The following is a 24,561-nucleotide window of genomic DNA, read 5'->3' as shown; positions in this document are numbered from 1 at the left end:
ACGACGCCCCCGCTCCGGGCCGGGCGGGGGCGTCGGTGGCGCGTTCGTCAGCGGCGGCCGACGGTGAGGACCGGCTTGGTCACCTCGGCGAAGAAGTCGTTGCCCTTGTCGTCCACGACGATGAAGGCGGGGAAGTCGACGACGTCGATCTTCCAGACCGCTTCCATGCCGAGCTCGGGGTATTCGATGACCTCGACGTGCTTGATGCAGTCCTGGGCGAGGCGGGCGGCCGGGCCGCCGATGGAGCCGAGGTAGAAGCCGCCGTAGCTGTTGCAGGCCTCGGTGACCTGCTTGGAGCGGTTGCCCTTGGCGAGCATGACCAGGGAGCCGCCCGCGGCCTGGAACTTCTGGACGTAGGCGTCCATGCGGCCGGCGGTCGTGGGCCCGAACGAGCCCGATGCGTAGCCGGACGGGGTCTTCGCGGGGCCGGCGTAGTAGACGGCGTGGTCGCGGAGATACGCGGGCATGGGCTCGCCGGCGTCGAGGCGTTCGGCGATCTTCGCGTGGGCGATGTCGCGGGCCACGACCAGCGGGCCGGTCAGGGAGAGGCGGGTCTTCACGGGCAGGGCGGAGAGCTGGGCGCGGATCTCGGCCATCGGGCGGTTGAGGTCGACGGAGACCACGTCGTCGTCGAGGTGCTCGTCGGTGACGTCGGGCAGGAAGCGGGCCGGGTCGCGCTCCAGCTGCTCCAGCCAGACGCCCTCGGCGTTGATCTTCCCGACGGCCTGGCGGTCGGCGGAGCACGAGACGGCGATCGCGACCGGGCAGGAGGCGCCGTGGCGGGGGAGGCGGACCACGCGGACGTCGTGGCAGAAATACCGCCCGCCGAACTGCGCCCCGATGCCGAACTCGCGGGTCAGCTGCAGGACCTCGGCCTCCAGCTCGACGTCGCGGAAGCCATGGCCGACCGCCGAGCCCGAGGTCGGCAGGGTGTCGAGGTACTTCGCGGACGCGAGCTTGGCGGTCTTGAGGGCGTGCTCGCCGGAGGTGCCGCCGATGACGACCGCCAGGTGATACGGCGGGCAGGCCGCGGTGCCGATCAGGCGGAGCTTCTCCTCCAGGAACTGCATCATCCGGGTGGGGTTGAGCAGGGCTTTCGTCTCCTGGTAGAGGTAGCTCTTGTTCGCCGAGCCGCCACCCTTGGCCATGAAGAGGAACTTGTAGGCGTCGTCGCCCTCGGCGTACAGCTCGATCTGCGCGGGCAGGTTGGAGCCGGTGTTCTTCTCGTCCCACATGGTCAGCGGGGCGAGCTGCGAATAGCGCAGGTTGAGGCGGGTGTAGGCGTCGAAGACCCCGCGGGCGATCGACTCCTCGTCGTTGCCGTCGGTGAGGACGAAGCGGCCGCGTTTGCCCATGACGATCGCGGTGCCGGTGTCCTGGCACATGGGCAGGACGCCGCCGGCCGCGATGTTGGCGTTGCGGAGCAGGTCCAGCGCCACGAAGCGGTCGTTCGGGGAGGCCAGGGGGTCGTCGATGATGGCGCGGAGCTGAGCGAGGTGCGCGGGGCGCAGGAAGTGCGCGATGTCGTGCATCGCCTCGTCGGTGAGGAGGGTCAGCGCCTCGGGGGCGACGGTGAGGAACCGCCCGTCGCGCCCGATCCCGTCGCTGGTGATCAGCCGGTATTCGGTGGTGTCGGATCCGAGCGGCAGCAGCGGGGAGAACGCGAACTCAGGCATGCCCTCGACTGTAGTTACTGGATTCCGGCCAGCCTGAGCAGGGCGGCGGTGAGTGCCGCGGCGACGACGACCACGACGAACGGCAGCTTCCGCCAGGCGAGGACGGCGCCGACCAGGACGCCCGCCGGGCGTGCGACGCCGACGAATGCCGTGCCGTCCAGCAGCGCGGCGGTGCCGATGAGGGCGGCGAGCAGCGCGATCGCGGCCAGGGTCAGGTAGCGGGCCACCGTTGGGGAGACGGTGATCCTGCTGCGCAGGGCCGGTCCGGCGAAGCGCAGCGCATAGGTGCCGAGTGCGAGCACCACGATCGCGATCCAGCTCACGATGATTCCTTCGCGGCGGCGGTACGGACGGGCAGGGCGAAAACCAGTCCGAGCAGCGCGAGCAGCACGGGCAGTCCCGCCGGCAGGAACGGGGTGGTGCCCAGCGCGATCGCGGCGCCGGTGATTGCCACCCGCACGGCGGTCTTGTCCTTCAGCGACGGCAGTGTCAAGGCGAGCAGCGCTGCCGGGAACGCCGCGTCGATGCCGTAGCGGTCGGGGTCGCCGAGGGCGCTGCCGATGATCGCGCCGAGGGTGGAGGCGACGTTCCAGGTCAGGAACAGCGCGACGCCGGTCATCCAGTACGCGCGGCGGCGCCGGGCCGGGTCCTCCTGCGCCAGGGCGAACGCGACCGACTCGTCGGTGAGGATGTGACTGCCGACGATGCGCCGCCACGGCTCGTTGCCCAGCGTCTCGTTGCCGATCGCCAGGCCGAACGGCAGGTGCCTGGCGTTGAGCAGCAGACCGGCCAGGATGATCGCGAGCGCGGTGCCGCCGGCGGAGACGAGCCCGACGGCGAGGAACTGCGCGCCCCCGGCGTAGATGAACGCGGACATGACGACGATCTGGCTGAGCGGCAGGCCGGCGGCGGTGGCGATCGCGCCGAACGACAGCCCGACGACGACCGCCGCCGCGCACAGGGCGCCCACGTCGCGGACGATCGGGTCGCTTGTTCGGAGCATCGAACGCATAGTTCGATATGCTGGATGCCTGCGTGGGTGTTCGTCAAGTCGAATCATTCGTTCGCTACACCGAACGGGAGCGTGGCCATGGGCGCGCCGCTGGAGTTCATCGCCGCCGCACTGCGTCGCGAGCGGGAGCGGGAGAAGCTGTCGCTGAGCGAGGTCGCGAAGCGGGCGGGCATCGCCAAGTCGACGCTCCACCAGCTGGAGGCCGGCGCCGGCAACCCCAACATCGAGACGCTGTGGGCGCTCGCCGTGGCGCTCAACGTGCCGTTCAGCCGGCTGGTCGAGCCGCCCGCGCCGACCGCGCCGCGGGTGATCCGCGCCGGCGAGGGGCCCTCGATCCAGGCCGAGCAGGCGGACTTCGGCGGCACGCTGCTGGCCACCTGCCCGCCGGGGGCGAAGCGGGACCTGTACGTGATGAATGTCGGGATGGGCGGGCCGCGCAAGGCCGACGCGCACCTGCTCGGGACGGTCGAGCACGTGGTGCTGATGAGCGGCCGGCTGCGGGTCGGTCCCACGGACGCGACCGTCGACCTGGCACCGCACGACTACTGCTCGTTCCCCGGCGACGTGCCGCACGTCTATGAGGCGCTGGTTCCGGGCACGTCGTTCACGCTGGTGATGGAGCACCGCTAGGCGTAGGGAAGGAACCCCAGGTTGCGCCCGCGGGAGATCAGCAGCCCGTCCGGGCCGACGCCGAGCACGTCCGACGTGGACTTCGCGTCGAGCCGCAGCGTGCCGCTGTCCGGCTTGTACGCCTTGATCGTGCCGTTGTCGCGGATGAGCACCGCATGGCGGCTGATCGCCACGTCCGCCTTCTCGCCGATCTCCTGCTTCCATGCGGTCTTCCCCGTCGTCAGGTTGATCACCTGCAGCGACTTCTTGTCAGCGCCGCGGATCAGCCCGTACTGACTGTCGGCCGCGACGAGCGAGTCCCCGGGCGCGCCCACGAACAGCTCCCGGCCGTCGCGCGGGGACAGGAACACCTCCCGATTGTCGCCGCGGGTCGCCGCGATCACCGTGTCCGCGCCGGCGGGGTCCCTGCGCTGCTCGCATCCCGCCCCGGACGATGTCCGCAGGTCGTACCCGTCCCGCTTCCAGACGACCTTGCCGGTGCTCGCGTCCCGCGCCTCCAGGCTGTAGCGGCAGTTCCCGTCCTTCGGCGCCGCGGTCGAGACGAGGACCCGCCCGCCGACGACGACGATCCGGCTGCTGTTCGTGGGTTCCTCGGTGCGGAGCCGCTTCCCGGTGAGCGTGTCGACGACCTGGACCCGCTGGTCGATCGGGAAGCCCAGCATCGCCGGGATCGCTGTCGGGTTGGCCTTCACCGCGTTGTCGTAGGTGTCCGACAGCAGGCGTGTGCCGAGCAGGTCGCTGTTGACCCCGGCCAGCACCCGGCCGATCCCTGGCAGCGTCAGCTTCCAGATCTGCGCCCCGTCCTTCGGCGCCCGCGCCGTGAGGGTGCAGTCCGACAGTCCGCCGCAGCTCAGCGCCAGGACGGAGTCGCGGTATGTCCACGCCCCGATCGCGTCGCCGTCCTTCCACTTCACCGTCCCGGCCGCGGGGTCGACGGCCTCGAGGCCTTTGCCGCGCCGCCCGACGATGACGACGGGGCTCGGCGCGTCCCCGGCGACGGCCGCCCAGTCGGCTTCCTTGGTCCACAGCTCGGTCCCGCTGCGCAGCCCGCGCGCCTCGATCGTGCCCCGCATCTGCACGACGACCGCGTCCCCGGCGATGACCGCCGCCGAAGGCTGCCCGCCGACCCTGTCCGTCCACAGCGTTTCGGGCTCGGACAGCTTCCCGCTGCTGGACGACACCTTCTCCCACCAGTCGGTGAGGTCGCCCTGCACGTTGGGCAGCGGGTTCCAACCGGTGACGAGGATCGCCGTGATGATGAGCGCCAGCACTCCGATCGCACCGAGTGCCGTCTCGAAGTTCCGGACCGCTCCTCTAGCCACCCGCCCACCGTAGCGGCGCCGGATGATAACGCGGTGGATCGCCCGATTAGCCCGTGTCGCGGATATTTCACCCACCGGAGGGGGTGCCCGGCCCGGGTGCCTGATTTGGCGGAGGGTAATCAATTAGTTACGCTGAATACCACGGGGATCTTCGGCGGCTCGGAAAGCGACGGTCCGTCCATGACGAGCGGGCCGGGACAGCATTTTGGGGCCGCACACGACGTTGGGTGCGACCCCTACACACGATGATTGCGCCGAAATGTCCCCGTTCGTCCAGAGCAATGCAACAGTAGGGCTTGAGTAGCCCTTGCGTGGATTGTGAGCAAATCCGCTGCAAGACCTGGACGCATTCCGGCACGCGCATGTCGTTCCGTCAAAAAGACTCCACGGCGCTGCTCTTTCGTCGCTCTCATTTGACTACCATCGGGCAATACCGCGTGCAGCTTCGAGGGGAGGCAAGCGCCGCACAGAGGGTGGTTATGCGCAATTCGACCAGGTTTTCGATCTTGGGGCCGGTGCAGATCCGCACTCCGGTTACCGAAATCACGGTTGCCGCGCCCCGCGAGCGCATCCTCCTGGCGCTGCTACTGCTGCGCGAAGGGCAGCTGGTGCCGGTCCAGCAGGTCATCTCCGCGCTGTGGGACACCAGCCCGCCGACGACCGCGCGGGCGCAGGTGCACAGCTGCGTCTCCCGGCTCCGTCAGCTGCTGCGCCGCGCGGGACTGCCCGAGGAGCTCGTCATCACCGAGCCTTCCGGGTATCGCATCAAGGTCGGCGCCGACGAGCTCGACTCCGTCCTCTTCGCCACCAGGATCGAGCGCGGCCGGGCCGCCGCCGCCGAGGGCGAGCTGGCCACCGCGCGTGACGAGATGCGGGCCGCGCTCGCGCTGTGGCGGGGGAGACCCCTCGCGGACGTCGACTCCGACGCGGTCCGCGCGTCGGCGGCGCACCTCGAGGAGCAGTGGACCGCCGCCCTGTCGCTCTGCCTCGACCTGGAGCTGCGGCTCGGCGCCGCCGAGGAGATCCTCGCCGAGGTCGCCGACCTGGTCGAGCGGTACCCGCACCACGAGCAGTTCCGCGGCCACCTGATGACCGCCCTCGCCCGCACCGGCCGGCGCGCCGACGCGCTCGCCGTGTTCCGCCGCGGCCGGGCCATGCTCGCCGAGGAGCTCGGCATCGAGCCCGGCGCCGAGCTCGTCGAGCTGCACCGCCGGATCCTCAACGGCGACGTCACGCTGCTGCTCGCGCCGGTCGAGCCGCTGGACGGGCCGCGCCGCGCCGCGCGCTGCCTGCCGCGGGACATCGCCGACTTCGCCGGGCGGGCCGACGCCTTCGCCGGGATCGTCGCCGCGCTCAGCGACGAGCGGCACGCCGTGCTCGCCATCGACGGGATGGCCGGCACCGGCAAGACCACCCTCGCCGTCCGCGCCGCGCACGCCGTGTCGCCCCGCTTCCCCGACGGGCAGCTCTACCTCGACCTGCGCGGGCACAGCGACCGGGCGCCGCTCGATCCCGGGGAAGCGCTGGGCGCGTTGTTGCGGCAGCTGGGTGTACCACCGGAGCGCGTCCCGGCGGTCTCCGACGAACGCGCGGTGCTGTGGCGGACGGAACTGGCCGACCGCCGCGTCCTCGTGCTCCTCGACAACGCGCTGGACTCCGCCCAGGTGCTGCCCCTGCTCCCGGGCACCGCACACACCGGCGTGCTCATCACCAGCCGCCGGCGGCTCGGCGGGCTCGACGGTGTCCAACCCGTCTCGCTCGACGTGCTGCCCCTCGACGAGGCGGTGGAGCTGCTGCACCGTACCGTCGGAGCCCGCGCCGCCGCGGATCCCGCCTGCACGGTCGAGGTGGTCGAACTCTGCGGGCGGCTGCCGCTCGCGGTGCGGCTCGCCGGCGCGCGGCTGCAGCACCGGCCGAGCTGGACGATCGCGGACCTGGCCCGCCGGCTGCGCGGCGCGGATCGGCGGCTGCCCGAGCTCGCCGTCGACGGGCGCACCGTGGCGGCGGCGTTCGCGCTGTCGTTCCAGCAGCTGCCGGTGCACCTGCAGCAGTTCTTCGCGCTGCTCGGGCTGCACCCCGCGGGTGACTTCGAGCCCGAGGTCGCGGCCGCCATGGCGCGGCTGCCGGTGGACGAGGCCGAGGAACTGCTGGAGGAGCTCGTCGACGTGCACCTCGTCGAGGCGCCCGCGGCGGGCCGCTACCGCCTGCACGACCTGCTGCGGGACTACGCCGCGCAGCTCGCCGCCGACGGCGACGCGGTGGTCGACCGGCTGCTGGACCACTACCTGCACAGCGTCACCGGCGCCAACACCTTCCTGGAGCTCGCCGACGACACCCCGCCGCAGGCCGCGCGGGCGTTCAGCGGCGTCGCCGAGGCCAGGCGCTGGATGGAGCGCGAGCTGCCCAACGTGCTCAGCGCCGCGCGCCTCGCCTCCGACCTCGGCAGGCACTGGCACATCTGCCTGATGACCCGTGCGGTGTCGCCGTTCCTGTTCGGGTTCGGCTACGGAGAGGCGCAGCTCGAGCTGTACGAGCGGGCCATCGCCGCCGCGAGAACGCTGCCGAGCCCGGAGCTGGAGGCGGAGGCCCGCAACTACCTGGCCGGCGTGTACTTCCGCATGGGCCGCATGGCCGACGCCCTGTCGACGCTGCGGCTGGTCACCGCCATCGCGGAACGTGAAGGCATCCCCAGGCTCAAGGGCACCGCGCTGACGAACATGGCGATGCTGCACAGCCGGCTCGGCCAGTACGCCGACGCCATCGCCGCCGCCGAGGCCGCCGCGACCCTGCACCTGGACGAGGCCCCCGCGCACCTCCAGTTCAAGATCAATAGCACGATCGGGATCGCCCACACCCAGGCCGGCAACTACGACCAGGCGCTCCTGGCCAACCGGCGGGGCCTGGCCGCGGCCCGCAGGCTCGGCGGGATGCGCGCCGTCGGCATCATGATGGGCGAGCTCGGCCTCAACCACCTGCACCTGCACCACCTCACCGTCGCGCCGGCCCTGCTGCGCCGCGCGCTGGAGCTCAAGCGGCGGTCGGTCAACCAGTTCGGCGCCGCCGAGACGCTCAGCAAGCTCGGCACCGCGCACCGGCTGCTCGGCCGCCTCGGCGACGCGCTCTCCTGCCAGCGCGCCGCGCGCTCGCTGATGGAGCAGGTCGCCGACGTGTCCGGGCAGTGCCTCACCGCCAACGACCTCGCCATCACGCTGCGCGCCCTCGACCTGGCCGACGAGGCCCGGCAGCTCAACGAGGAGGCGCTCGCCAAGTCGGTCCGCATCGGCGACCGCTACGAGCAGGCCCGCGCCCTGGCTGGCCTCGGCCACCACGACCAGGCCGTCACGCTCTTCGAAGAGCTCGGCGTCTGTGATCTGAGCGCGCTTTATCGTTGACGGCGGCCCCGGCGGGGCACTGTAGAACGTATGGAATTCCGCGTGGAGCACGACACCATGGGCGAGGTCCGCGTTCCTGCCGACGCGCTGTGGCGCGCGCAGACGCAGCGGGCGGTGGAAAACTTCCCGATCTCCGGCGGCCGGCTGGAGTCCTCCCACATCAAGGCGCTCGCCCAGATCAAGGGCGCGGCGGCCGCGGTGAACGCCTCGCTGGGCGTGCTGCCCACGGGGGTTTCCGAGGCCATCGTCGCCGCGGCCGCCGACGTCGCGAGCGGCGTCCACGACGAGCACTTCCCGATCGACGTGTTCCAGACGGGCTCGGGCACGTCGTCGAACATGAACGCCAACGAGGTGATCGCGACGCTGGCCTCCCGTCTGCTGGGTGCGCCGGTACACCCGAACGACCACGTGAACGCGTCGCAGTCCTCGAACGACGTCTTCCCCACGTCGATCCACATCGCGGCCGCCTCGGCGCTGTCCTTCGACCTGCTGCCGGCGCTGGACACGCTGGCCACCGCGCTGTCCGGCAAGGCGGACCTGTTCGGCGACGTGGTGAAGGCCGGGCGGACCCATCTCATGGACGCCACGCCGGTGACGCTCGGCCAGGAGTTCTCCGGATACGCCGCCCAGGTCCGCTACGGCATCGCGCGCGTCGAGTCCGTCCTGCCGCGGGTGTGCGAGCTGCCCCTCGGCGGCACGGCCGTGGGGACGGGCATCAACACCCCGCCGTCGTTCTCCTCGGCGGTGATCGCCTCGCTGGCCTCGTCGACCGGCCTGCCGCTGACCGAGGCCCGCAACCACTTCGAGGCCCAGGGCGCCCGCGACGCGCTCGTGGAGGCGTCGGGTCAGCTGCGGACGATCGCCGTCGGCCTGTACAAGATCGCCAACGACATCCGGTGGATGGGCTCGGGCCCGCGGGCGGGGCTGCGTGAGCTGCGCCTGCCCGACCTCCAGCCCGGCTCCTCCATCATGCCCGGCAAGGTGAACCCGGTCGTCCCGGAGGCCGTCCGCCAGGTCGTCGCCCAGGTGATCGGCAACGACGCGACCGTGGCATTCGCCGGCTCCCAGGGCGACTTCGAGCTCAACGTCATGCTCCCGGTGATCGCCCGCAACCTCCTCGAATCGATCCGCCTCATCGCCAACGTGTCCCGCCTGTTCGCCGCGAAATGCGTCGACGGCCTGGAAGCCAATGAGGAGGTGCTGCACTCGTACGCCGCCGGCTCCCCGTCCATCGTCACCCCGCTGAACCGCTACCTCGGCTACGACGAGGCCGCCGCCGTCGCCAAGGAAGCCCTTTCCACCGGCCACACCATCCGCGAGGTCGTCATCTCCCGCGGTCATCTCGACAAAGGCACCTTGACCCAGTCCCAGCTGGACGAGGCTTTGGACCTCCTTTCAATGACCCACCCCTGACCGATCCGCCAGAAGGTCGAGCCGATCATTTCTGTATCCGCTTGATTGCGCTTGGTAATTTGGCTTGTCTCGGACGGATCCAGGTCTGGAGTCACGGCCATGCGACCGATCATTCTGGATGTAAAGCCCAACGAGATCGTGGATCTGCTCGATCTGCAGCGGTGGATGCGGGAACGCGCCGAGCTGACCCGGCGGGTGAGCCGAGTGCCGGAGCCCAATCCCGAGCACCTCGGCGCCGGCGAGATCCTGATGCTGGTCCTCGCCTCCGCGAGCAGCGTCGAGCTGGTCCGCTGCCTGCGGGAATGGATACGCTCGCGCCGGCGTGAGATCGCGGTGTCGGTGAAGAGCAAGTCCGGCGAGGTGCGGATCACGGCGACCAACTTCGACGACGACACCGCGATCATCGCCGCCATCGCCCGAATGATCGAAGATGAGTAACACGAATCTCGCCGAGATTCTCAACGCCACCGCGATCCTCGTCGGATCGAGCAGGTTCCCCCGCGATCCCGAGGCGCTGCGCCCGTTGCGGGGCGTGGTGGCCAACGTCATCGACTTCGAGCGGATCCTGCTCGACCCGCAATTCGTGGGAATGGACAGCGACCTCGTCCACCGCCTGCTCGACGAAGAGATGCCGCACGTGATCTCGGAGCGGTTCGCGGAACTCGCCGCCGGCGAGACCGACGCGCTGCTGCTGTACTACGCGGGCCACGGCATCATCAGCGACAACCACAAGCTGCTGCTCGCCGTGCCGTACAGCAACTTCCGGTTCGCCTCGTCGAATTCGCTGCACTGGGAGCAGATCCAGGAAAGCATCCGCAACAGCCCGGCCCGGCACAAGATCGTGATTCTGGACTGCTGCTACAGCGGGCTGGCCGCGTCGAACGCGATGGGGGCCGACGACCTCCAGCATCGCCTGGAGACCGCGGGCACCGTCGTCATCACCGCCAGCCCGAGCAACGAGCCGGCGCTGGCGCCCGCGAAGTCACGCCGGACCACGTTCACCGACGCGTTCCTGTCGACGATCGAGGCCGGCATCGTCAACGCCGGACCAACGCTGAGCATTCGAGAGATCTTCGACGAGTGCAAGCGGCGGATGCGCCTGGAAGGCGCACCGGAGCCGCGGATCTACGAGTTCGGCAACGCCGGCGCCGTCCCCTTGTGCCGCAACGTCGCGGACGTCGGCGGCGTCTCCTCGAACGCGGGCGCGCCCTACGCCGGCCGGCAGCCGGACGTGCTCGGCACGGGCGCGTGGAGCCAGGAGGAAATGCGGCTCAACATGATGGCGAACCAGATCCAGACCCTGGTGCTGCCATACGGCAAGTCGAACCGTCTCCGCCTGACCAGCCTGCTGGAACAGTTCTCGACGCAGAGCCCGCAGTTCGCCGTGCGGTCGCCGGAGGAACTGCGCGACCTGCTCTATCAGCTGCAGCAGCGCAAACTGCTCTCCGGCATCGTCGTCACGTCCCGCGACATCTACATCGCCGAACATCACCTCAGCTGGCGGTCCAACCGGGCGGTGGCCGAGAAACAGGCGGCCGCCGCCGAGGTCGTGACCTGGATACGGGACGGCGACCGCGTCTTCCTGGACGCGGGATCGACGACGCTGCAGATCTGCCGGGTCATCTGCGACGAGTTCCGCTTCAACCAATGGTCATCGCTCACGCTGGTGACGACCTCGGTGGCGGCGGCGGCGCAACTGTCCAACCTGGCCAACAACCTCGGGCTCATGGACTCGAACCAGTCATTGACCGTCTATGTCGTCGGCGGCCGGATGCGCCTGAACTCGTCCTGCATCGTCGCTCCGTCCGGCGGGCCCAGCCCTGTCACGGCGATCGCCGACAGCATCCACGGATTCGACATCGCGTTCGTGGGCACCAACGGCGTCTCCTGGCCCGACGGCTGCTCGACGAACTCGCCCCTGGAAGCGGCCGGCAAACGCAGCGCGCTCGAAAGCGCCAAGACCCGTGTCGTGCTGGCGGAATCCTCCAAGTACGACATCCGGCTCGACGAGATATTCGCGACCTTCGACATGGGCATCAACATCGTCACCGCGAGCGACGCCGCCCGGGCCAGGGTGCAACGCATCGCCACCCTGCTGGAGCCGACGGAATCGACGGTGACGCTCGTCAGCAACCGCTGAGTAGGGTGCACGGATGCCAAGTCTCACGGCGGCGGTGCAGCGGGCCGACAGTCCCGTCGGGCAGTGGATGCGGGGGACGTTTCCGCACCTCGGGGCGTTCCAGCAGGCGGTCCGGGAAGCGGCCGACGAGCTCGTGGTCGTTCCTTCCGGGGCCGTCGCGCTCGGTACCCAGGGCGGCGCGATCGACTGGTGGATTCGTTTCCTCGTCGACCAGCGGGTGTCGCTGGAAGTGCCGATCCGTGGGCTGTGGGGCGGGTTTCCCGCCGCCGGGCGGGAGCTGATCGAGGCGCTCTGCCCGCGCCGGCCGACAATTCTCGAGCCCGCGCTGCACGCGGACCGGTCCGACGAGTGGTGGGCGCGGACCTGTTACGCGCTCGCGTTGCTGGTCGAGCGGTTCCGCAATCCGATGATCGACGGGTCGCGGCTGTTCACGCTCCGGCCGGGGAGCGGGGCGGAGGACCTGCTCGCGCTCGCCAACGACGACGAGGTGGCCGACCTGATCGCGATGCGGGACCTCGCCCGGGCGCGGCTGCTGCCGTACCTCGGTGCCGGGCCCGTGCACAGCGGGCCGGCGTTCGACGGGAGCGAGTACCTGGCGGCGGACACCGACCTTGTCGTCGCGGGGCTGCTCATCGACGTCAAGTCGAGCCGCGGCGGGAAGGCGCGCAAGGACGGCAGCCGGTCGCCGTCGCTGGCCGGCACCGAGGCGTACCAGCTGCTCGGCTACGCGCTGATGGACTTCAGCGACCGCTACGCGCTGCACTCGGCCGGCATCTACGCGGCGCGCTTCGGGTGCCTCGTACAGTGGCCGCTGACCGAACTGGTCCAGCGGGCGAGCGGCCGGTCCGGCATCGGGCTCCTCGACCTTCGGCAGGAGTTCAACGACCTCCTCAGCCGGGGTTCCGCTGCGGGCGGGTAGGTATCAGGATGCAGCGATGGGGATGAGCTGGCGGATCCTGGTCGGGGCGGCGAGCGGTGTCGTCGCCGCGGTGGTCTGGGCGGTGAGCCTGGCGGTCTACCAGCCGTACATGGAGCCCGCCGACTTCGGCAGCAACAACACGTACTGGCCGCGAGACATCCGGCAGCTCGCCATCCTCCTCGCATGCGTCGGCGTCGTCCTCATCTGCCGGGCGGACCTCCGCGCCACCCTCGTCGCCGCCGCCGGGGCCGTGGCCTGGGCCGGGGTGGACCTGGCGCTCGACCGGGCCGATGTGCACGGCGGTCCGGCGGCGGCCTGGCTGGCGGTCGGGGGCACCGCCGCGTTCGCGGGAATTGTCGGTGCCGCTCGTAAAATGGGATCGGGGGAGGGAGGCAGCGCATTCGCGGGTCATCTCCTGGCGACGATCGCCGCTGTGGCGGCGGCGGTGACGGTGCTGATCACCACGCCTTGGGACGAGCCGGTGACGGATGCCGCTGATGTGCGCGTGGAGAATGCGCTGACGTTACTGAAAGTCGGGCTCGTGGTCATGCTGGCCGCCGGGGCGGTCGCCCTGTTGCCCTTGGACCGGGTCCGCTGGATGGCGCCCTTCGCGGGCATCGCCGCACTGGCCGCGTGGCCGGCGACCGCGACATATGGCTGGCTCGGCGCGCTCGGCCTGGTCCTCCTGCCCGCGGCGGCGGCAGCCGCGGTCGCCGCCGCCCGGGACGTGTCCGCGCTCCGGCTGCTCGGCATCACGGCCGCGTGCGCCATCGCATTGATCCCTGCTTACCTGCTGCTGTATTTCCTCGGGTCCAGCATCGGCGGCGCGATGACGGCACTCGCGGGAAACCCGCCCATCAACTCCGCCGACACCGATCTGTCCCTGTCGACGGCGGCGCTGCTGCTGGGCGCGCTGTTCGCGCTGATCAGCCACGCGCTCGCCCGGCCGGCCGTGACCGAGGAGGTGCCGGTCGGATGAGCGCCATCCGTCTGCGTCCCGTGGTGGAGGCCGACCTGGCGATGTTCCGCCGGTTCGCCACCGAGCCGGGCCTCATCGGGCTGGACTGGGCGGGCTATCGGGACCCGCACGCTCCCGGCCGCCGCTTCGCGCAAGACGGCTATCTCGGCACCGACCACGGGCGCCTGATGGTCGAGGTCGAGCCGGACGGTGTGGCCGCCGGTTTCGTCAGCTATGTCGCCGGCACCTATAGCGGCCCCATCGGCTATTGGGAGATCGGCATCGCCCTCCTGCCGCAGTGGCGGGGCCGCGGCCTGGGCTGGCGCGCCCAGGCGATGCTGTGCGACCACCTGTTCGCCCACACTCCGGTGCAGCGGATCCAGGCGGGCACGCACCCGGAGAACATCGCCGAGCAGAAATCCCTGGAGAAGGCCGGCTTCACCCTCGACGGCATCATCCGCGCCTGCGAGTTCCGCAACGGCCGCTGGCACGACGGCTATCTGTATAGCCGCCTCCGCACCGACCCCACCCCGCCGCTGTGAAATCGATGGGCCCGGAACAGCAGCCGGCGGATGTCGGGGTGACATCCGCCAGCTGGCTGCACATTGGGTGAAGGTGAGCTAGTTCCCGCCACCCGTTCCATCGATGTAAGCCACGAGGCTCCCTCAGGACAAAGTAATTCTGCCGGATGGGAGGCTACATGCCGGCGTGACCACCTGTTGCCACCACCCCGATACCCGGCGGGTCATTCCCACTGCCAGGCGAGACCGTATTTTGCGGTGGGGATTCCGCGTCCGAACTGGCGTTCTATGAACCCGCAGTCGGAGATCGTGACGTAACGATCATCGCCAGACTCCGGTGGGATCAAGCGATCCACGTCGGGCACCTCGGCGAACCACCAAGCCAGTTTGGGTGGTGGCAGGCTGACGTCGAACTGGATGCGCAGCGTCAGATCGTCTATGCCGTGCGAGGTCACCTGCACCTCGCGAGACATGGACGGGCCGAGCTCCTGGGCGACCACTCGTGTCGCGAAGAAGAGCTTCTCGCCGCGCTGAAGGGCCCGGGGAAACAGCATCTCGGCCTTCTGTGCTTCGGAGCCGTCACCGGGATTCACGCGCTGGACGGAGCCAAGCGTGCAGTTGAGCCAGGGCTGGATCTCCAGCTCAGGGCGGGCGGGTGGGTTGTTCCTCGCATAGGCGCGGACCACATAGGACCTGAGGTCGTCCTGTTCGGCGGTGATCCAGCGCTCGCTGAACGATTCGGACACGGCCCGACCACATAGGAAGTACGTCACGATCATCCGATCGAACGTCACCGGTTGGTAGCCGCTCGGCGGTCCGGTCCTTTCCCACCCCCCGGACCGCTCGAATTCATTCACGCGGCGTTCAACGGCCTGCGCCAATCGAAGCACGCCGCGACTCCAGTTGATCTTCCCAGCGTCGACGCCTGCCTTTACGCCTCGCCGTCCCCGCACTGTGTCGAACGCGCCGGCGTCCCGCGCGACCTGAAACCGCTGGTTGATTGAATCGTCCGAAGGCCCGAACCGGAATGAGGGCATGCGGAGTGCCGCCTGGACGGCCGCCGCGCACCGCGGATGTGGCCGCTCGCCGGAGGTTCCCAGGTCGGCGGCCTCGCGGTAGATCAGATTGAGCATCGTCTCGGCGCGCTCGTCGACGGTGCCGCCGACAAGCTTGTTCGACAGTTCGCGCAGGTGCCGAAGACCGGGCGTCCATCCGTCCGCGATCTTTCTGACATTTGGTCCCGGGCCGTGGGCGAGGTCTCGAAGACCTTGCTCGATGGAGTCATCCGCTCTCGGTGGACGGCTGCGGGACGTCAATGCCGGCCTCCTCGCGTGATTCAGTCCCTCGGGTCGCATGAATACAACCCACAGGGTAGCCAAAATCGGCCTTGTGGGCGCTGCCGCTGAATTTCGGACAATCGATGGCAGCCACTCATTCGAGTGAGACGGCACACCTTCGTCGGCGACGGAGGTACCGACCTCGGACGAGCTCTGACGGACCACGTTCGTCGGAGCTCGAGCCGTTGGTGCCCGCGATGTGAGGCCCTATGTGGCTGGGGGTGTCCGGTCGATGGTGCGAGTCGGTGGGCTCGTTGCGAGAGCGGTGTTGATCTGTAGTGCATCGGCGTTCGCCGCACTACTGGTGATGATTTCCCGAGGCGTCGTCGCCGCCGACGACAACTGGATCGTCGGGGTCGCCGTTGCTCAGGCTGTCTGCACTTCGGTGGAGCCGACAAGGGCCTTGGTCGAGTCGTGGCGGCGTCCCGGGCGGCGCAGGCGGCACGCTGACCTTTCCCGTGTCTTGGAGCAAGGTGCCTTCCGGATCGCCGACCAGTCCGGTGTGCATGTGCAGTCGCTGGGTCTGAGTGTGTTCCGTATTCCGGGTGGGATGCACCGGAAGCGCGCGCTCGAGCGCGTCCAGCGACACCGGTTCGACGACCATCCTGGACCGTCCCACATCCGATGGACGAGGGGAAAAGGTGTGGTCGGGCTGTGCTGGCTCGAGCAAGGGCCGGTCCACCGTGACCTCCGCCGTATTGCCGTCCAGGCCAGGCGCAACGGCGTGCGGGCGCTCGCGTCCGCAGGAGACGCGGCGTCGGGTCTTTCGCCGACGGAGTTCGAACAGATCGCCACGAAGTACGCGGAGGTCTATGCGATGCCCGTCAACGATGCCGCCAACACGATGATCGGAATTCTGGTCGTTGACATTCCGTTCCATGCCGGTGCCGGCGGTGGGCCGAAACTGGACCTGCCAGATGTGGAGCAGGCGATTGCGACAATCGCCGTTCTCGCGGGAAGGCTGCTGTCGTGACCAGATCAGTGCGGCTGCGAGCAGTCGTCGGGGAGCTGCTGAGTGCGCCTTCGGAAAGGATCCGGATGACAGCCAGGTCAGCGTAGGGCGGTGGCAATTGTGGAGGCGGCCGTGGTCACGTGGGTGGGCACGGCGGCCGGGTCGAGGGCGGTCAGGGCGACCACGCCCACGCTGGCTTCCAGGCCTTCGACGCCGGCGACAGCGGCGGCCACGCCGTGGGCGCCGGCTTGGAGCTCGCCGACCGTGGTGATCGCGGTGTAGTCGCCGCCTCGGCCGGCGAGGATGGCTTTGCCGGCGGCGCCGACGTCCAGGGGGTGGCGGGAGCCTGTGCGGTAGGCGACGTGGAACTGGGTCCAGCTCGGCTCGACGACGGCCAGGGCATAGGCCTCGCCGCCGTCGGCGATGGTGAGGTGGGCGGTGGCGCCGACCGTTTCCGCCAGGCGGCGCAGGGCGGGCAGGGCCGCGTCGGCGACCAGGGGCTGGGCGCGGCGGGCGAGCTGCAGGATGCCCGCGCCCAGGCGGAGGCGGCCCGAGCGGTCGCGCCGGACCATGCCGTGGTCGGCGAGGGTGGCGACCAAGCGATACACCACGGCGCGGCCGACGCCGAGGAGGGTGGCGGCTTCGGTCATGGTCAGGCCGCCGGGCGTCTCCGCGACCACCTGCAGGAGGCGCAAGCCTCGATCGAGGGTCTGCGCGGTCTCGGTAGCCACCCTGCAAGGTTAGTGCCGTTCGACCGTTACTCTTGCATCCGTGACCCTACGCCTGTATGACACCGCTACCCGATCGGTCCGGGACTTTGTCCCGATGACGCCCGGGCAGGTCGGTATCTACCTGTGTGGGCTGACGGTGCAGGGCGGGCCGCACATCGGGCATCTGCGGTCCGGGGTGAACTATGACGTGCTGCGCCGGTGGTTCCTCCGGTCGGGGTACACGGTCAATTTCATCCGCAACATCACCGACATCGACGACAAGGTGCTGGTCAAGGCGACCGAGCAGGGCAAGCCGTTCTGGGCCGTCGCATATGCGAATGAGCGCCTGCTGTCGGCGACCTATCTCAAGCTCGGCGTGCTGCCCCCGACCTATGAGCCGCGGGCGACCGGCCACATCACCGAAATGCATGCGCTGATCCAGCTGCTGATCGACCGCGGTCATGCGTATCCGGCGACGGACGGCAGCGGCGACGTGTATTTCGACGTGCGGTCGCACGCGGAATACGGCGCGCTGTCCGGGCAGCGGCCCGACGACATGGAGCCGGCCACGGACGGGCCCGAGAGGGCGAAGAAGGACCCGCGGGACTTCGCGCTGTGGAAGGGCACCAAGCCCGAGGAGCCCGCCGAGGCCAACTGGCCTTCGCCGTGGGGGACCGGCCGGCCGGGCTGGCACATCGAGTGCTCCGCGATGTGCTGGCGGTATCTCGGCACCGAGTTCGACATTCACGGCGGCGGGCTCGACCTGAAGTTCCCGCACCACGAGAATGAGATCGCGCAGTCGCACGCTGCCGGGCATCCGTTCGCGCGGTATTGGGTGCATCACGCGCTGCTGAATCTCGGCGGATCGAAGATGGCCAAGTCGCTCGGCAACGTCATCAATCTCGAATCGCTCGTCGAGGCCGGGCTGCGGCCGATCGAGGTGCGCTATTACCTGCTCGCGCCGCACTACCGGTCGGTGATCGACTATTCGCAGGAAGCGTTGGAAGAGGCCGCGGCGGCGTACCGTCGCATCGAAAACTTCGTGACCCGCGCGGTGGAGCTCGTGGGGCCCGGTTCTCCGGACGACCTGCCCGACGCATTCGTCGAAGCGATGGATGACGACCTGAACACGTCACGTGCTCTTGCCGTCCTTCACGACGTGGTGCGAGACGCCAACTCCGTCTTGGCCGCCGGCGACCTGGAGGGCGTGACGAGTGCCTTGGCGAGCGTCCGGGCCATGCTTGACGTCCTCGGGCTCGACCCCTTGGACCCGCAGTGGGCGTCCACGCAGGCAGGAGATCTCACGCGGGTGGTCGACTCGCTGGTGGCGCTCGCACTGGAGCAGCGCACCGCGGCCCGCGGCCGCAAGGACTGGGCCGCCGCGGACGCGGTCAGGGACCAGTTGAAACACGCCGGCATCGCGGTGGAGGACACCCCGGCCGGTCCACGATGGACGTTGGAGAGCTGAGAAGACATGCCAGGCAACTCTGAACGCCGCGGCAAGCGGGTCGTGTCGAAGAAGGGCGCCAGCAAGGGCACCGGTGGCAAGAACCGGCAGTCCCTCGCTGGGCGTGGCCGCACCCTGCCCGCGGACGAGCGTCCCTGGCACAAGGGGTACAGCGGCGACGAGGAGCTTCCCCAGAAGACCGCCCGCAAGCAGGCCAACGAGCTGCGCGCCGCGGCGGCGCAGGGCCGGGCCCCGAAGATCGGCCAGCCGGGCACCAAGCGCACGGCCGGCAAGGGCCCGTTCGGTGCGGTGAAGAAGACCACCACCGGCCAGGCCCGCGTCTCGCCGGGACGCAAGGCCGCGCAGCCGAAGGACGGCCCCGAGCTGCTCGTCGGCCGCAACCCGGTCGTCGAGGCGCTGCGCACCCACGTGCCGGCCACCGCGCTGTATGTCGCCCTCGGCATCGACATGGACGAGCGGGTCAAGGAGTCGGTCCGCACCGCCGCCGAGCGGGGCATCGCGATCCTCGAGATCACCCGCGCCGAGCTGGACCGGATGACCGGCGGCGTCCTGCACCAGGGCCTCGGCCTGCAGGTGCCGCCGTATGCGTACGAGCCGTTCGAGGACCTGCTCGCCGCCGCGAAGGAACACACGGCGCCGCTGCTGATCGCCCTCGACGGCATCACCGACCCCCGCAACCTCGGTGCGATCATCCGCTCGGCCGCCGCGTTCGGTGCCCAGGGCGTCTTCCTCACCGAGCGCCGCTCTGCCGCCATCACGGCGACCGCGTGGCGCACCAGCGCGGGAGCCGCGGCCAGGGTCAAGGTCTCCCAGGTGACCAACCTGACGAGGTCGCTGAAGGCGTGCCAGGACGAGGGCTTCTTCGTCGTCGGCCTCGACGCCGACGGGGCGACGTCGCTCTATGACCTGGAGGCCGCGGTCGGCCCCCTGGTCGTGGTGGTCGGCTCGGAGGGCCGCGGCCTGTCCCGCCTGGTCGGGCAGACGTGCGACCTGAAGGTCGGCATCCCGATGGTCTCCGACGTGGAGTCGTTGAACGCGTCGGTCGCCGCCGCGGTCACCCTCGCCGAGGTCAACCGCCGCCGCACGGCCTAGCGCTTCGCGCTGCTTCATCTAGCGGGCACCCGTCCGCTAGATGAAGCAGGCGTGCGCCGTCAGCTGGAGCATCACTTCCAGCACCTTGTCGTCCTTCGTCCAGATGACGTATTCGGCGTTGTCATTGCCGGGCACCCTCGTGACGCTGCGGACATACGTCGCCTCGCTGCGCACGACCCTCAGATTCGGGTAGACGCGGCGCAGCTCTGCGCCGGATGTGCCATTGCGCACCCCCTCGGGCGTCGCGATCCGGCCCCACGCCGAAATGGACGCGACGCCGACCTCCGGGGAGATGAAGACGCCGCCGTAACCGGCGGTCGCATCCTTCAGATGCGCCCAAGGGCAGCTGCTGCCGTCGAACTCGGTGATCAGCCCGGTCGCGAGGGCCTGCTCCTCGGTCATGCCGAGCCGTAGCGCGCCGTACCCCCGCGGACCGAGCACCAGCGTCGCGGTCTTCGTGCTCGCTGCGGTCGAGGGTGCGACCGAAGGCGTGATCGGGGTGGGCGAGGCGGTGGCGGACCGAGCCGGTGTGGACCCGGCCGCCGGGGACCCAGCCGGTGCGGCGTTGCCGCTGCGGTGCTCGGGCGCCGGCTCGCACGCGCTCAGCAGTAGGGCGGCAGCGAGGACGGCGAAGGTCTTGGTATGCATCGTGAGCTCCTTGGCCCGGTGGTGACGTCACCGGGTTCGATTCCTCTTGCCGGGAGTCTGTTCGCCGCCGCCCGTGACGGCCATCGCCGCCAAGCCGCCCGATCCGGAGCGATGACCGTCGCCGACACCCTGGCCGCCCCCGTTGGCGAAGCGGTGCGGCCCCTTCTCCATAGGCCGGCCGCCGACCAGGATGTCGGCGACGGGGTCACTCGTAGCAGTCCTGGTGCTCCGCCTGCAGGGCCAGGTCCACGACCTTGTTCTTGCTGATCACGATCCGGAAGACGGCCTTGTCGTTGCCGGGGACCTTCGTGTAGCCGCGGGCCCAGTCACCGTCGCCGTCGGCGACCTTCCAGTTCGGGTACTGGCGGCGCATCTCGTCGGCGGACGAGCCGATGTGCACCCCTTCGGGCGTGGCCAGGTCACCCCATGCCCAGATGGTCGACACGCCGAGCGTCGGTGAGACGACGACCCAGCCCTTGCCCTGCGGGAGGCCCTTGACGAACGCTTGAGGGCAGCCCGAGTTGTCGAAAGGGGTGACCAGCCCGGTCGCGGCGGCCTGCGCCTTGGTCATGCCGAGCCGGAGCGTGCCGTACCCCAGCGGACCCAGGACCAGCGTCGAAGACGAGGCGACCGACGGCGGCGAGGACGGCGGCGACGACGACGGCGAAGACGAAGGCGAGGACGACGCGGCAGCGGCGGAAGTGGGAGCGGCGGCGGCAGGCGCAGAGCCGGCCGGAACGGCGTCACCGGTCTGCCGGAAAGGCGACGCGGTGCAGGCGGACAGCAACACTGCGGCGGTAAGAGCGGTGACGGGGAATCGCATGGTGGGCTCCTGAAGGCTGGGTCGGTTGTGGTTTCGCATGGTTCGATGCACCCCGCCGGCGGTTTGTTCGCCGGCGGGGAGTCGAGAAACCGACAGCCGTCGTGACATTGTCAGCCCTCGGGGTGCAGCAGCCTTTCGGCGATCTCCTGGACGCGGGCGAGCGTGATCCCGTCGCGCTGCTCCACGGCGAGCGGGTGGTCGGTGGCCTCGAGCTCGACGACCGGACGGCTGCCGACCGGCTGGGTGTGCACATGGGTTTTGAGGTGCAGTGTCGTCGGCTCGTACACCGGGATCTCGGTGCAGAGCCAGCCGAAATACGGCGGCTCCTGCGCGCGCTCCGGGGATGTCCACAGGTCCACCGCCCGCCGGAAGTTGGCCCTGCTCAACGACACCCACACGCCCCAGTCGAACTCGGTGTCGTCGCCGGCGTCGAGGACGGGAATGACGAGGCGGGCCCGGATGAAGTAGTGCTCGGCCTGGATGACGCACAGCTCGTCGTCCAGGACGCTGCGCTCGTCGCCGGTGAGGCCGTCGTGCCAGGGCGCCGGGGCGGGAGCGCCGTACGAGAACGGCAGGCCGCGGTGGCGTTGCCCGCAGGACCGGCACTCGTATCCAAGATCGTTCATCGGGTACTCGTAGCAGTCCGGCCGGTCAGCTGCAAGGCTTGCGTCGTGCGCGACAACCCGGCCGGGATCCGTGTCGTGATCGCCGACGGTAACCCGGCGGTCCGCGACACGCTCCGTGCGCTGCTCGCACCACTGCACGGCATCGACGTGGTCGCCGAGGCCGCCACCGGACCCGAGGCGGTGCGGACCGCGGTCGCCGAGCGCCCCGACGTCCTCATCATGGACCTGCGCATGCCCGACCTCGACGGCGTCGCCGCGACGGCGGAGCTGACCGGACGGGCACCGGACGTGGCGGTACTGGTGCTCAGCCTGCGCGAGGGGGAGGCCGCGACCTTCGCCGCGCTGCTGGCCGGTGCCCGTGGCTATGTCGTCAAGGGCGCGTCACCGGGCGAGCTCTCCGACGCGGTCCGGACCGTCGCATCCGGCGGTGCTGTCTTCGGCCCGGGCGCCGCCCGCCGGATGCTGGCCCATTTCGCCCCGGGGGACCTCAGCCCGCGGGAGCGGGACGTTCTGGACCTGGTCACCGCCGGTCTGCCCGACGCCACCATCGCCACCCGCCTCGGGCTCGCTACCGGGACCGTCGCCGGCCACCTGACCGCCGTCGCCGCCAAACTGCGGGCGGCCTACTCGTAGCAGTTCTGGTTGCCCAGCTGCAGGGTCACCTCGATGACCTTGTCGTTCCGCGTGATGATCCGGTACACGGCTTTGTCGTTGCCGGGGACCTTCGTGTAGCCGCGGGTGTAGTCGCCGCTGTCGTCGACGGCCCTCCAGGCGGGGTACATGCCGCGCATCCCGGCGGCGGTCGTGGCGCCCATGCGCATTCCTTCGGGCGTGGCGACCTGATCCCATGCCTCGATGGCCGCCACGCCGAGGGTCGGGGAGAGGTAGACCCTGCCCTTACCGGCCGGGAGTCCCTTGATGTACGCCTGAGCGCAGCCCGAGTTGTCGAACGGGGTGATCAGCCCGGTCGCGGTGGCCTGCGCCTTGGTCATGCCGAGCCGGAGAGCGCCGTACCCCTGCGGCCCGAGCACCGGCGCCGTCGTGCCGCCGGACGAGGAGCGGGAGCCGCTCGGTGAGGCGGAGGGCGGGGAGGCGGTCGGCGAGGCAGCGGAGGGCGAAGCGGAAAGAGCGGGTGCCGAGCCGGCCGGGAGGGCGTCACCGGCCTGGTGCTTAGGGGTCGCGGTGGTGCAGGCGGACAGCAGCAGCGCGGCGGCGAGGACGGTGGCGGGGAATCGCATGGTGGGCTCCTGAAGGCTGGGTCGGTTCTGGTGTCGCAAGGTTCGATGCACCCCGCCGGCGGTTTGTTCGTCGGCGGGGAGTCGAGAAACCGACAGCCTGCAGCGTCAGCGGAAATAGTGCCCCGCTGCCAGGTCTTCGAGGAGGCCGGGGTGGGTGGGCTTCCAGTCCAGCAGCTCGCGGGTGAGGGTGCTGGACGCGGGGATGTCGGCGGCGAAGAAGCGGCCGAGCCACGCGAAGTCGTCCGGTGAGGCGTCCCCGGCGACCGGCAGTCCCAGGCCCTGGCCGATCGCCGTGGCGATGTCCCGGGTCGGCACGCCCTCCTCGTCGACGGCGTGGACGACGGTGCCGGCGGGGGCGGTGAGCGCCAGTCGCACCAGGGTGGCGGCGTCGGCACGGTGGACCGCGGGCCAGCGGTTGGTGCCGTCGCCGATGTACGCCGAGACGCCCCGCTCCCGCGCGATCCGGACGAGGGCGGCGACGAAGCCGTGATCGCCGTCGCCGTGGACGGTCGGCGCGAAGCGGAGGGCGACGGGGCGGACGCCGCGTGCGGCGTACTCGAAGGCGAGCTGTTCGGCGCCGCCGCGGGGCGCTTCGGGGCCGTGGCCGAGCGAGGGGTCGGCCTCGGTCGCCACGCGGCCGGGCGTGAGCAGCCCGACGCCTGACGCGAAGAGGAACGGCCGGTCCGAGTCGACCAGCGTGTCGCAGAGTGCGGTGACGGCGGCGCGTTCGGTCAGGCCGGCGCCCGCGTAGTCGGTGAAGTCGTGCTTGAACGCCAGGTGGATGACGGCGTCGGCGTCGGCGGCACCGGCGCGGAGGCTGTCGAGGTCGTCGAGGCTGCCGTGGTGCGCCTCGGCGCCGGCCTCCTGCAACGCGGTGGCCGACGCGGCGGAGCGGGCCAGGCCGACGACCTGGTGGCCCGCGTCGATCAGGGACGGGACGACGGCGGAGCCGATCCAGCCGGAGGCTCCGGTGACGAAGACGCGCATGGTGTTCTCCTAAGCGATGTCAGACTCTGACATCACGAACCATAGCGCGTGATGTCAGATGCTGCCATCACTAGACTCGGGGACATGGGACGCTGGGAGCCGGACGCGCGTGGCCGCCTCATGCTCGCGGCGCTGGCGCTGTACACCGAACGCGGCTACGAGCAGACCACCGTCGCCGACATCGCCCAGCACGCCGGCGTCACCGAGCGCACGTTCTTCCGGCACTTCGCCGACAAGCGCGAGGTGCTCTTCGAGGGCTCGGGCGCCCTGCAGGACACGGTCGTCGCCGCGATCGGGGCCGCTCCCGCGTCGGAGACGCCGATCGACGTTGTGGGCGCTGCGATGGTACAAGCGGCGCAAATGCTGCAAGAGCGGCGCGACTTCGCTCGGCAGCGCGCCGCCGCCATTGCCGCCAATCCGAGCCTTCAGGAGCGTGAGCTGCTGAAACTCGCCAAGCTCAGCACGGCCGCCGCCGCGGTGCTCCGGGAGCGCGGCGTGCCGGAGCCGGCCGCGAGCCTGGCCGCGGAGGTCGGGGTCGCGGTGTTCAAGGTGGCGTTCGAGGAGTGGATCGCCGACAGTCGACCGGTCGATTTCGCCGCGCGCATTCAGGAGACCCTCGACCAGGTCAAGGCCGTGACGAACGCCTGAGCGCCGGCGGCGGCACCAGCCTGACCAGATCCTCGATCAGCTCCACCGG

Annotated in this window: 25 protein-coding genes; 14 read left to right on the top strand and 11 right to left on the bottom strand. The window is 70.3% G+C overall.

Features of this window, described 5'->3' with window-relative positions; all coding sequences use genetic code 11:
• Positions 1–47: 47 nt before the first annotated feature.
• From ACZ6TV_RS50660 to ACZ6TV_RS50650, 3 genes are read right to left on the bottom strand one after another with little or no spacing between them, the layout of a single operon-like run.
• The gene (locus tag ACZ6TV_RS50660) at positions 48–1,676 is read right to left on the bottom strand and encodes a fumarate hydratase (RefSeq protein WP_465308094.1); all 1,629 of its coding nucleotides are present in this window, start codon (positions 1,674–1,676) and stop codon (positions 48–50) included.
• Between the two features lie 14 nt (positions 1,677–1,690).
• Positions 1,691–1,999 (bottom strand): AzlD domain-containing protein, encoded by a 309-nt coding sequence (locus ACZ6TV_RS50655; RefSeq protein ID WP_465308092.1) that lies wholly within the window; start codon positions 1,997–1,999, stop codon positions 1,691–1,693.
• Entirely contained in the window at positions 1,996–2,679 is a 684-nt protein-coding gene (locus tag ACZ6TV_RS50650; RefSeq protein WP_465308090.1) for an AzlC family ABC transporter permease, read from the bottom strand. The genes ACZ6TV_RS50655 and ACZ6TV_RS50650 overlap by 4 nt, the downstream gene beginning before the upstream one ends.
• Positions 2,680–2,766: 87 nt before the next feature.
• Between ACZ6TV_RS50650 and ACZ6TV_RS50645 the strand changes: the two genes are divergently transcribed.
• Positions 2,767–3,318 carry a helix-turn-helix domain-containing protein gene (locus ACZ6TV_RS50645; protein ID WP_465308088.1) on the top strand — a complete coding sequence of 184 codons (552 nt, stop codon included), beginning with the start codon at positions 2,767–2,769 and terminating at the stop codon, positions 3,316–3,318.
• On the opposite strand, the gene ACZ6TV_RS50640 is transcribed toward ACZ6TV_RS50645, so the two are convergent.
• Positions 3,315–4,640 (bottom strand): outer membrane protein assembly factor BamB family protein, encoded by a 1,326-nt coding sequence (locus tag ACZ6TV_RS50640; protein ID WP_465308087.1) that lies wholly within the window; start codon positions 4,638–4,640, stop codon positions 3,315–3,317. The two genes, ACZ6TV_RS50645 and ACZ6TV_RS50640, sit on opposite strands and share 4 nt — an antisense overlap.
• Before the next feature lie 515 nt (positions 4,641–5,155).
• Between ACZ6TV_RS50640 and ACZ6TV_RS50635 the strand changes: the two genes are divergently transcribed.
• From ACZ6TV_RS50635 to ACZ6TV_RS50605, 7 genes are all read left to right on the top strand, one after another.
• On the top strand, positions 5,156–8,032 hold the full coding sequence (locus ACZ6TV_RS50635) for an AfsR/SARP family transcriptional regulator (RefSeq protein ID WP_465308085.1): 2,877 nt from the start codon (positions 5,156–5,158) through the stop codon (positions 8,030–8,032).
• Between the two features lie 30 nt (positions 8,033–8,062).
• On the top strand, positions 8,063–9,445 hold the full coding sequence (locus ACZ6TV_RS50630) for a class II fumarate hydratase (RefSeq protein WP_465308083.1): 1,383 nt from the start codon (positions 8,063–8,065) through the stop codon (positions 9,443–9,445).
• Between the two features lie 99 nt (positions 9,446–9,544).
• Positions 9,545–9,883 carry an effector-associated constant component EACC1 gene (locus ACZ6TV_RS50625; protein WP_465308081.1) on the top strand — a complete coding sequence of 113 codons (339 nt, stop codon included), beginning with the start codon at positions 9,545–9,547 and terminating at the stop codon, positions 9,881–9,883.
• Positions 9,876–11,585: a caspase, EACC1-associated type gene (locus ACZ6TV_RS50620; RefSeq protein ID WP_465308079.1), complete on the top strand. Its 1,710-nt coding sequence runs from the start codon at positions 9,876–9,878 to the stop codon at positions 11,583–11,585. The genes ACZ6TV_RS50625 and ACZ6TV_RS50620 overlap by 8 nt, the downstream gene beginning before the upstream one ends.
• A gap of 13 nt (positions 11,586–11,598) precedes the next feature.
• Positions 11,599–12,504, top strand: a complete 906-nt coding sequence (locus ACZ6TV_RS50615) for a hypothetical protein (RefSeq protein ID WP_465308077.1) — start codon at positions 11,599–11,601, stop codon at positions 12,502–12,504.
• A 16-nt stretch (positions 12,505–12,520) separates the two neighbouring features.
• Entirely contained in the window at positions 12,521–13,483 is a 963-nt protein-coding gene (locus tag ACZ6TV_RS50610) for a hypothetical protein (RefSeq protein ID WP_465308075.1), read from the top strand.
• Positions 13,480–14,004: a GNAT family N-acetyltransferase gene (locus ACZ6TV_RS50605; protein ID WP_465308073.1), complete on the top strand. Its 525-nt coding sequence runs from the start codon at positions 13,480–13,482 to the stop codon at positions 14,002–14,004. The genes ACZ6TV_RS50610 and ACZ6TV_RS50605 overlap by 4 nt, the downstream gene beginning before the upstream one ends.
• 203 nt (positions 14,005–14,207) lie before the next feature.
• Here the strand turns inward: ACZ6TV_RS50605 and ACZ6TV_RS50600 are convergent, their stop codons facing one another.
• On the bottom strand, positions 14,208–15,299 hold the full coding sequence (locus ACZ6TV_RS50600; protein WP_465308071.1) for a hypothetical protein: 1,092 nt from the start codon (positions 15,297–15,299) through the stop codon (positions 14,208–14,210).
• 253 nt (positions 15,300–15,552) lie between these two features.
• Between ACZ6TV_RS50600 and ACZ6TV_RS50595 the strand changes: the two genes are divergently transcribed.
• On the top strand, positions 15,553–16,293 hold the full coding sequence (locus ACZ6TV_RS50595) for a hypothetical protein (RefSeq protein WP_465308069.1): 741 nt from the start codon (positions 15,553–15,555) through the stop codon (positions 16,291–16,293).
• Between the two features lie 77 nt (positions 16,294–16,370).
• Here the strand turns inward: ACZ6TV_RS50595 and ACZ6TV_RS50590 are convergent, their stop codons facing one another.
• Positions 16,371–17,003, bottom strand: a complete 633-nt coding sequence (locus tag ACZ6TV_RS50590; RefSeq protein WP_465308067.1) for an IclR family transcriptional regulator — start codon at positions 17,001–17,003, stop codon at positions 16,371–16,373.
• 40 nt (positions 17,004–17,043) lie between these two features.
• Here ACZ6TV_RS50590 and cysS point away from each other — a divergent pair, with 40 nt between their 5' ends.
• The gene (gene cysS / locus ACZ6TV_RS50585) at positions 17,044–18,450 is read left to right on the top strand and encodes a cysteine--tRNA ligase (RefSeq protein WP_465308065.1); all 1,407 of its coding nucleotides are present in this window, start codon (positions 17,044–17,046) and stop codon (positions 18,448–18,450) included.
• 6 nt (positions 18,451–18,456) lie between these two features.
• The gene (rlmB, locus tag ACZ6TV_RS50580) at positions 18,457–19,542 is read left to right on the top strand and encodes a 23S rRNA (guanosine(2251)-2'-O)-methyltransferase RlmB (RefSeq protein WP_465308063.1); all 1,086 of its coding nucleotides are present in this window, start codon (positions 18,457–18,459) and stop codon (positions 19,540–19,542) included.
• 36 nt (positions 19,543–19,578) lie between these two features.
• Here rlmB and ACZ6TV_RS50575 read toward each other — a convergent pair whose 3' ends face one another.
• On the bottom strand, positions 19,579–20,190 hold the full coding sequence (locus ACZ6TV_RS50575; protein WP_465308061.1) for a hypothetical protein: 612 nt from the start codon (positions 20,188–20,190) through the stop codon (positions 19,579–19,581).
• A 205-nt stretch (positions 20,191–20,395) separates the two neighbouring features.
• Entirely contained in the window at positions 20,396–20,761 is a 366-nt protein-coding gene (locus tag ACZ6TV_RS50570) for a hypothetical protein (RefSeq protein ID WP_465308059.1), read from the bottom strand.
• Positions 20,762–20,774: 13 nt separating this feature from the next.
• Here ACZ6TV_RS50570 and ACZ6TV_RS50565 point away from each other — a divergent pair, with 13 nt between their 5' ends.
• Complete coding sequence (locus ACZ6TV_RS50565) at positions 20,775–21,026, top strand: hypothetical protein (protein WP_465308057.1); 252 nt, start codon at positions 20,775–20,777, stop codon at positions 21,024–21,026.
• A gap of 97 nt (positions 21,027–21,123) precedes the next feature.
• Here the strand turns inward: ACZ6TV_RS50565 and ACZ6TV_RS50560 are convergent, their stop codons facing one another.
• Positions 21,124–21,639, bottom strand: coding sequence for a DUF2199 domain-containing protein (locus ACZ6TV_RS50560; protein ID WP_465308055.1), 516 nt, complete (start codon positions 21,637–21,639; stop codon positions 21,124–21,126).
• Between the two features lie 45 nt (positions 21,640–21,684).
• Here ACZ6TV_RS50560 and ACZ6TV_RS50555 point away from each other — a divergent pair, with 45 nt between their 5' ends.
• A complete protein-coding gene (locus ACZ6TV_RS50555) occupies positions 21,685–22,272 on the top strand; it encodes a response regulator transcription factor (RefSeq protein ID WP_465308053.1) in 588 nt (195 codons plus the stop codon).
• Here the strand turns inward: ACZ6TV_RS50555 and ACZ6TV_RS50550 are convergent.
• On the bottom strand, positions 22,263–22,877 hold the full coding sequence (locus tag ACZ6TV_RS50550; RefSeq protein ID WP_465308051.1) for a hypothetical protein: 615 nt from the start codon (positions 22,875–22,877) through the stop codon (positions 22,263–22,265). The genes ACZ6TV_RS50555 and ACZ6TV_RS50550 overlap by 10 nt on opposite strands.
• A gap of 105 nt (positions 22,878–22,982) precedes the next feature.
• Positions 22,983–23,864, bottom strand: a complete 882-nt coding sequence (locus ACZ6TV_RS50545; RefSeq protein WP_465308049.1) for an SDR family oxidoreductase — start codon at positions 23,862–23,864, stop codon at positions 22,983–22,985.
• An 84-nt stretch (positions 23,865–23,948) separates the two neighbouring features.
• On the opposite strand from ACZ6TV_RS50545, the gene ACZ6TV_RS50540 reads away from it, so the two are divergent.
• Entirely contained in the window at positions 23,949–24,512 is a 564-nt protein-coding gene (locus ACZ6TV_RS50540; RefSeq protein WP_465308047.1) for a TetR/AcrR family transcriptional regulator, read from the top strand.
• The last annotated feature ends 49 nt before the right edge of the window (positions 24,513–24,561 follow it).

This window comes from Dactylosporangium sp. NPDC051087 (assembly GCF_055586325.1).
This window is presented reverse-complemented; position numbering and strand designations above follow the sequence as displayed.

Excerpts from the sequence above, each read along its gene's own strand:
- ACZ6TV_RS50620 (WP_465308079.1), top strand. The coding sequence starts at position 9,876 with ATGAGTAACACGAATCTCGCCGAGATTCTCAACGCCACCGCGATCCTC.
- ACZ6TV_RS50615 (WP_465308077.1), top strand. The coding sequence starts at position 11,599 with ATGCCAAGTCTCACGGCGGCGGTGCAGCGGGCCGACAGTCCCGTCGGG.
- ACZ6TV_RS50545 (WP_465308049.1), bottom strand. The coding sequence starts at position 23,864 with ATGCGCGTCTTCGTCACCGGAGCCTCCGGCTGGATCGGCTCCGCCGTC.
- ACZ6TV_RS50660 (WP_465308094.1), bottom strand. The coding sequence starts at position 1,676 with ATGCCTGAGTTCGCGTTCTCCCCGCTGCTGCCGCTCGGATCCGACACC.
- ACZ6TV_RS50550 (WP_465308051.1), bottom strand. The coding sequence starts at position 22,877 with ATGCGATTCCCCGCCACCGTCCTCGCCGCCGCGCTGCTGCTGTCCGCC.
- ACZ6TV_RS50645 (WP_465308088.1), top strand. The coding sequence starts at position 2,767 with ATGGGCGCGCCGCTGGAGTTCATCGCCGCCGCACTGCGTCGCGAGCGG.
- ACZ6TV_RS50625 (WP_465308081.1), top strand. The coding sequence starts at position 9,545 with ATGCGACCGATCATTCTGGATGTAAAGCCCAACGAGATCGTGGATCTG.
- ACZ6TV_RS50575 (WP_465308061.1), bottom strand. The coding sequence starts at position 20,190 with ATGCATACCAAGACCTTCGCCGTCCTCGCTGCCGCCCTACTGCTGAGC.
- ACZ6TV_RS50650 (WP_465308090.1), bottom strand. The coding sequence starts at position 2,679 with ATGCTCCGAACAAGCGACCCGATCGTCCGCGACGTGGGCGCCCTGTGC.
- ACZ6TV_RS50560 (WP_465308055.1), bottom strand. The coding sequence starts at position 21,639 with ATGAACGATCTTGGATACGAGTGCCGGTCCTGCGGGCAACGCCACCGC.
- ACZ6TV_RS50570 (WP_465308059.1), bottom strand. The coding sequence starts at position 20,761 with ATGACCAAGGCGCAGGCCGCCGCGACCGGGCTGGTCACCCCTTTCGAC.
- rlmB (WP_465308063.1), top strand. The coding sequence starts at position 18,457 with ATGCCAGGCAACTCTGAACGCCGCGGCAAGCGGGTCGTGTCGAAGAAG.
- ACZ6TV_RS50605 (WP_465308073.1), top strand. The coding sequence starts at position 13,480 with ATGAGCGCCATCCGTCTGCGTCCCGTGGTGGAGGCCGACCTGGCGATG.
- ACZ6TV_RS50610 (WP_465308075.1), top strand. The coding sequence starts at position 12,521 with ATGGGGATGAGCTGGCGGATCCTGGTCGGGGCGGCGAGCGGTGTCGTC.
- ACZ6TV_RS50540 (WP_465308047.1), top strand. The coding sequence starts at position 23,949 with ATGGGACGCTGGGAGCCGGACGCGCGTGGCCGCCTCATGCTCGCGGCG.
- ACZ6TV_RS50595 (WP_465308069.1), top strand. The coding sequence starts at position 15,553 with ATGGTGCGAGTCGGTGGGCTCGTTGCGAGAGCGGTGTTGATCTGTAGT.
- ACZ6TV_RS50630 (WP_465308083.1), top strand. The coding sequence starts at position 8,063 with ATGGAATTCCGCGTGGAGCACGACACCATGGGCGAGGTCCGCGTTCCT.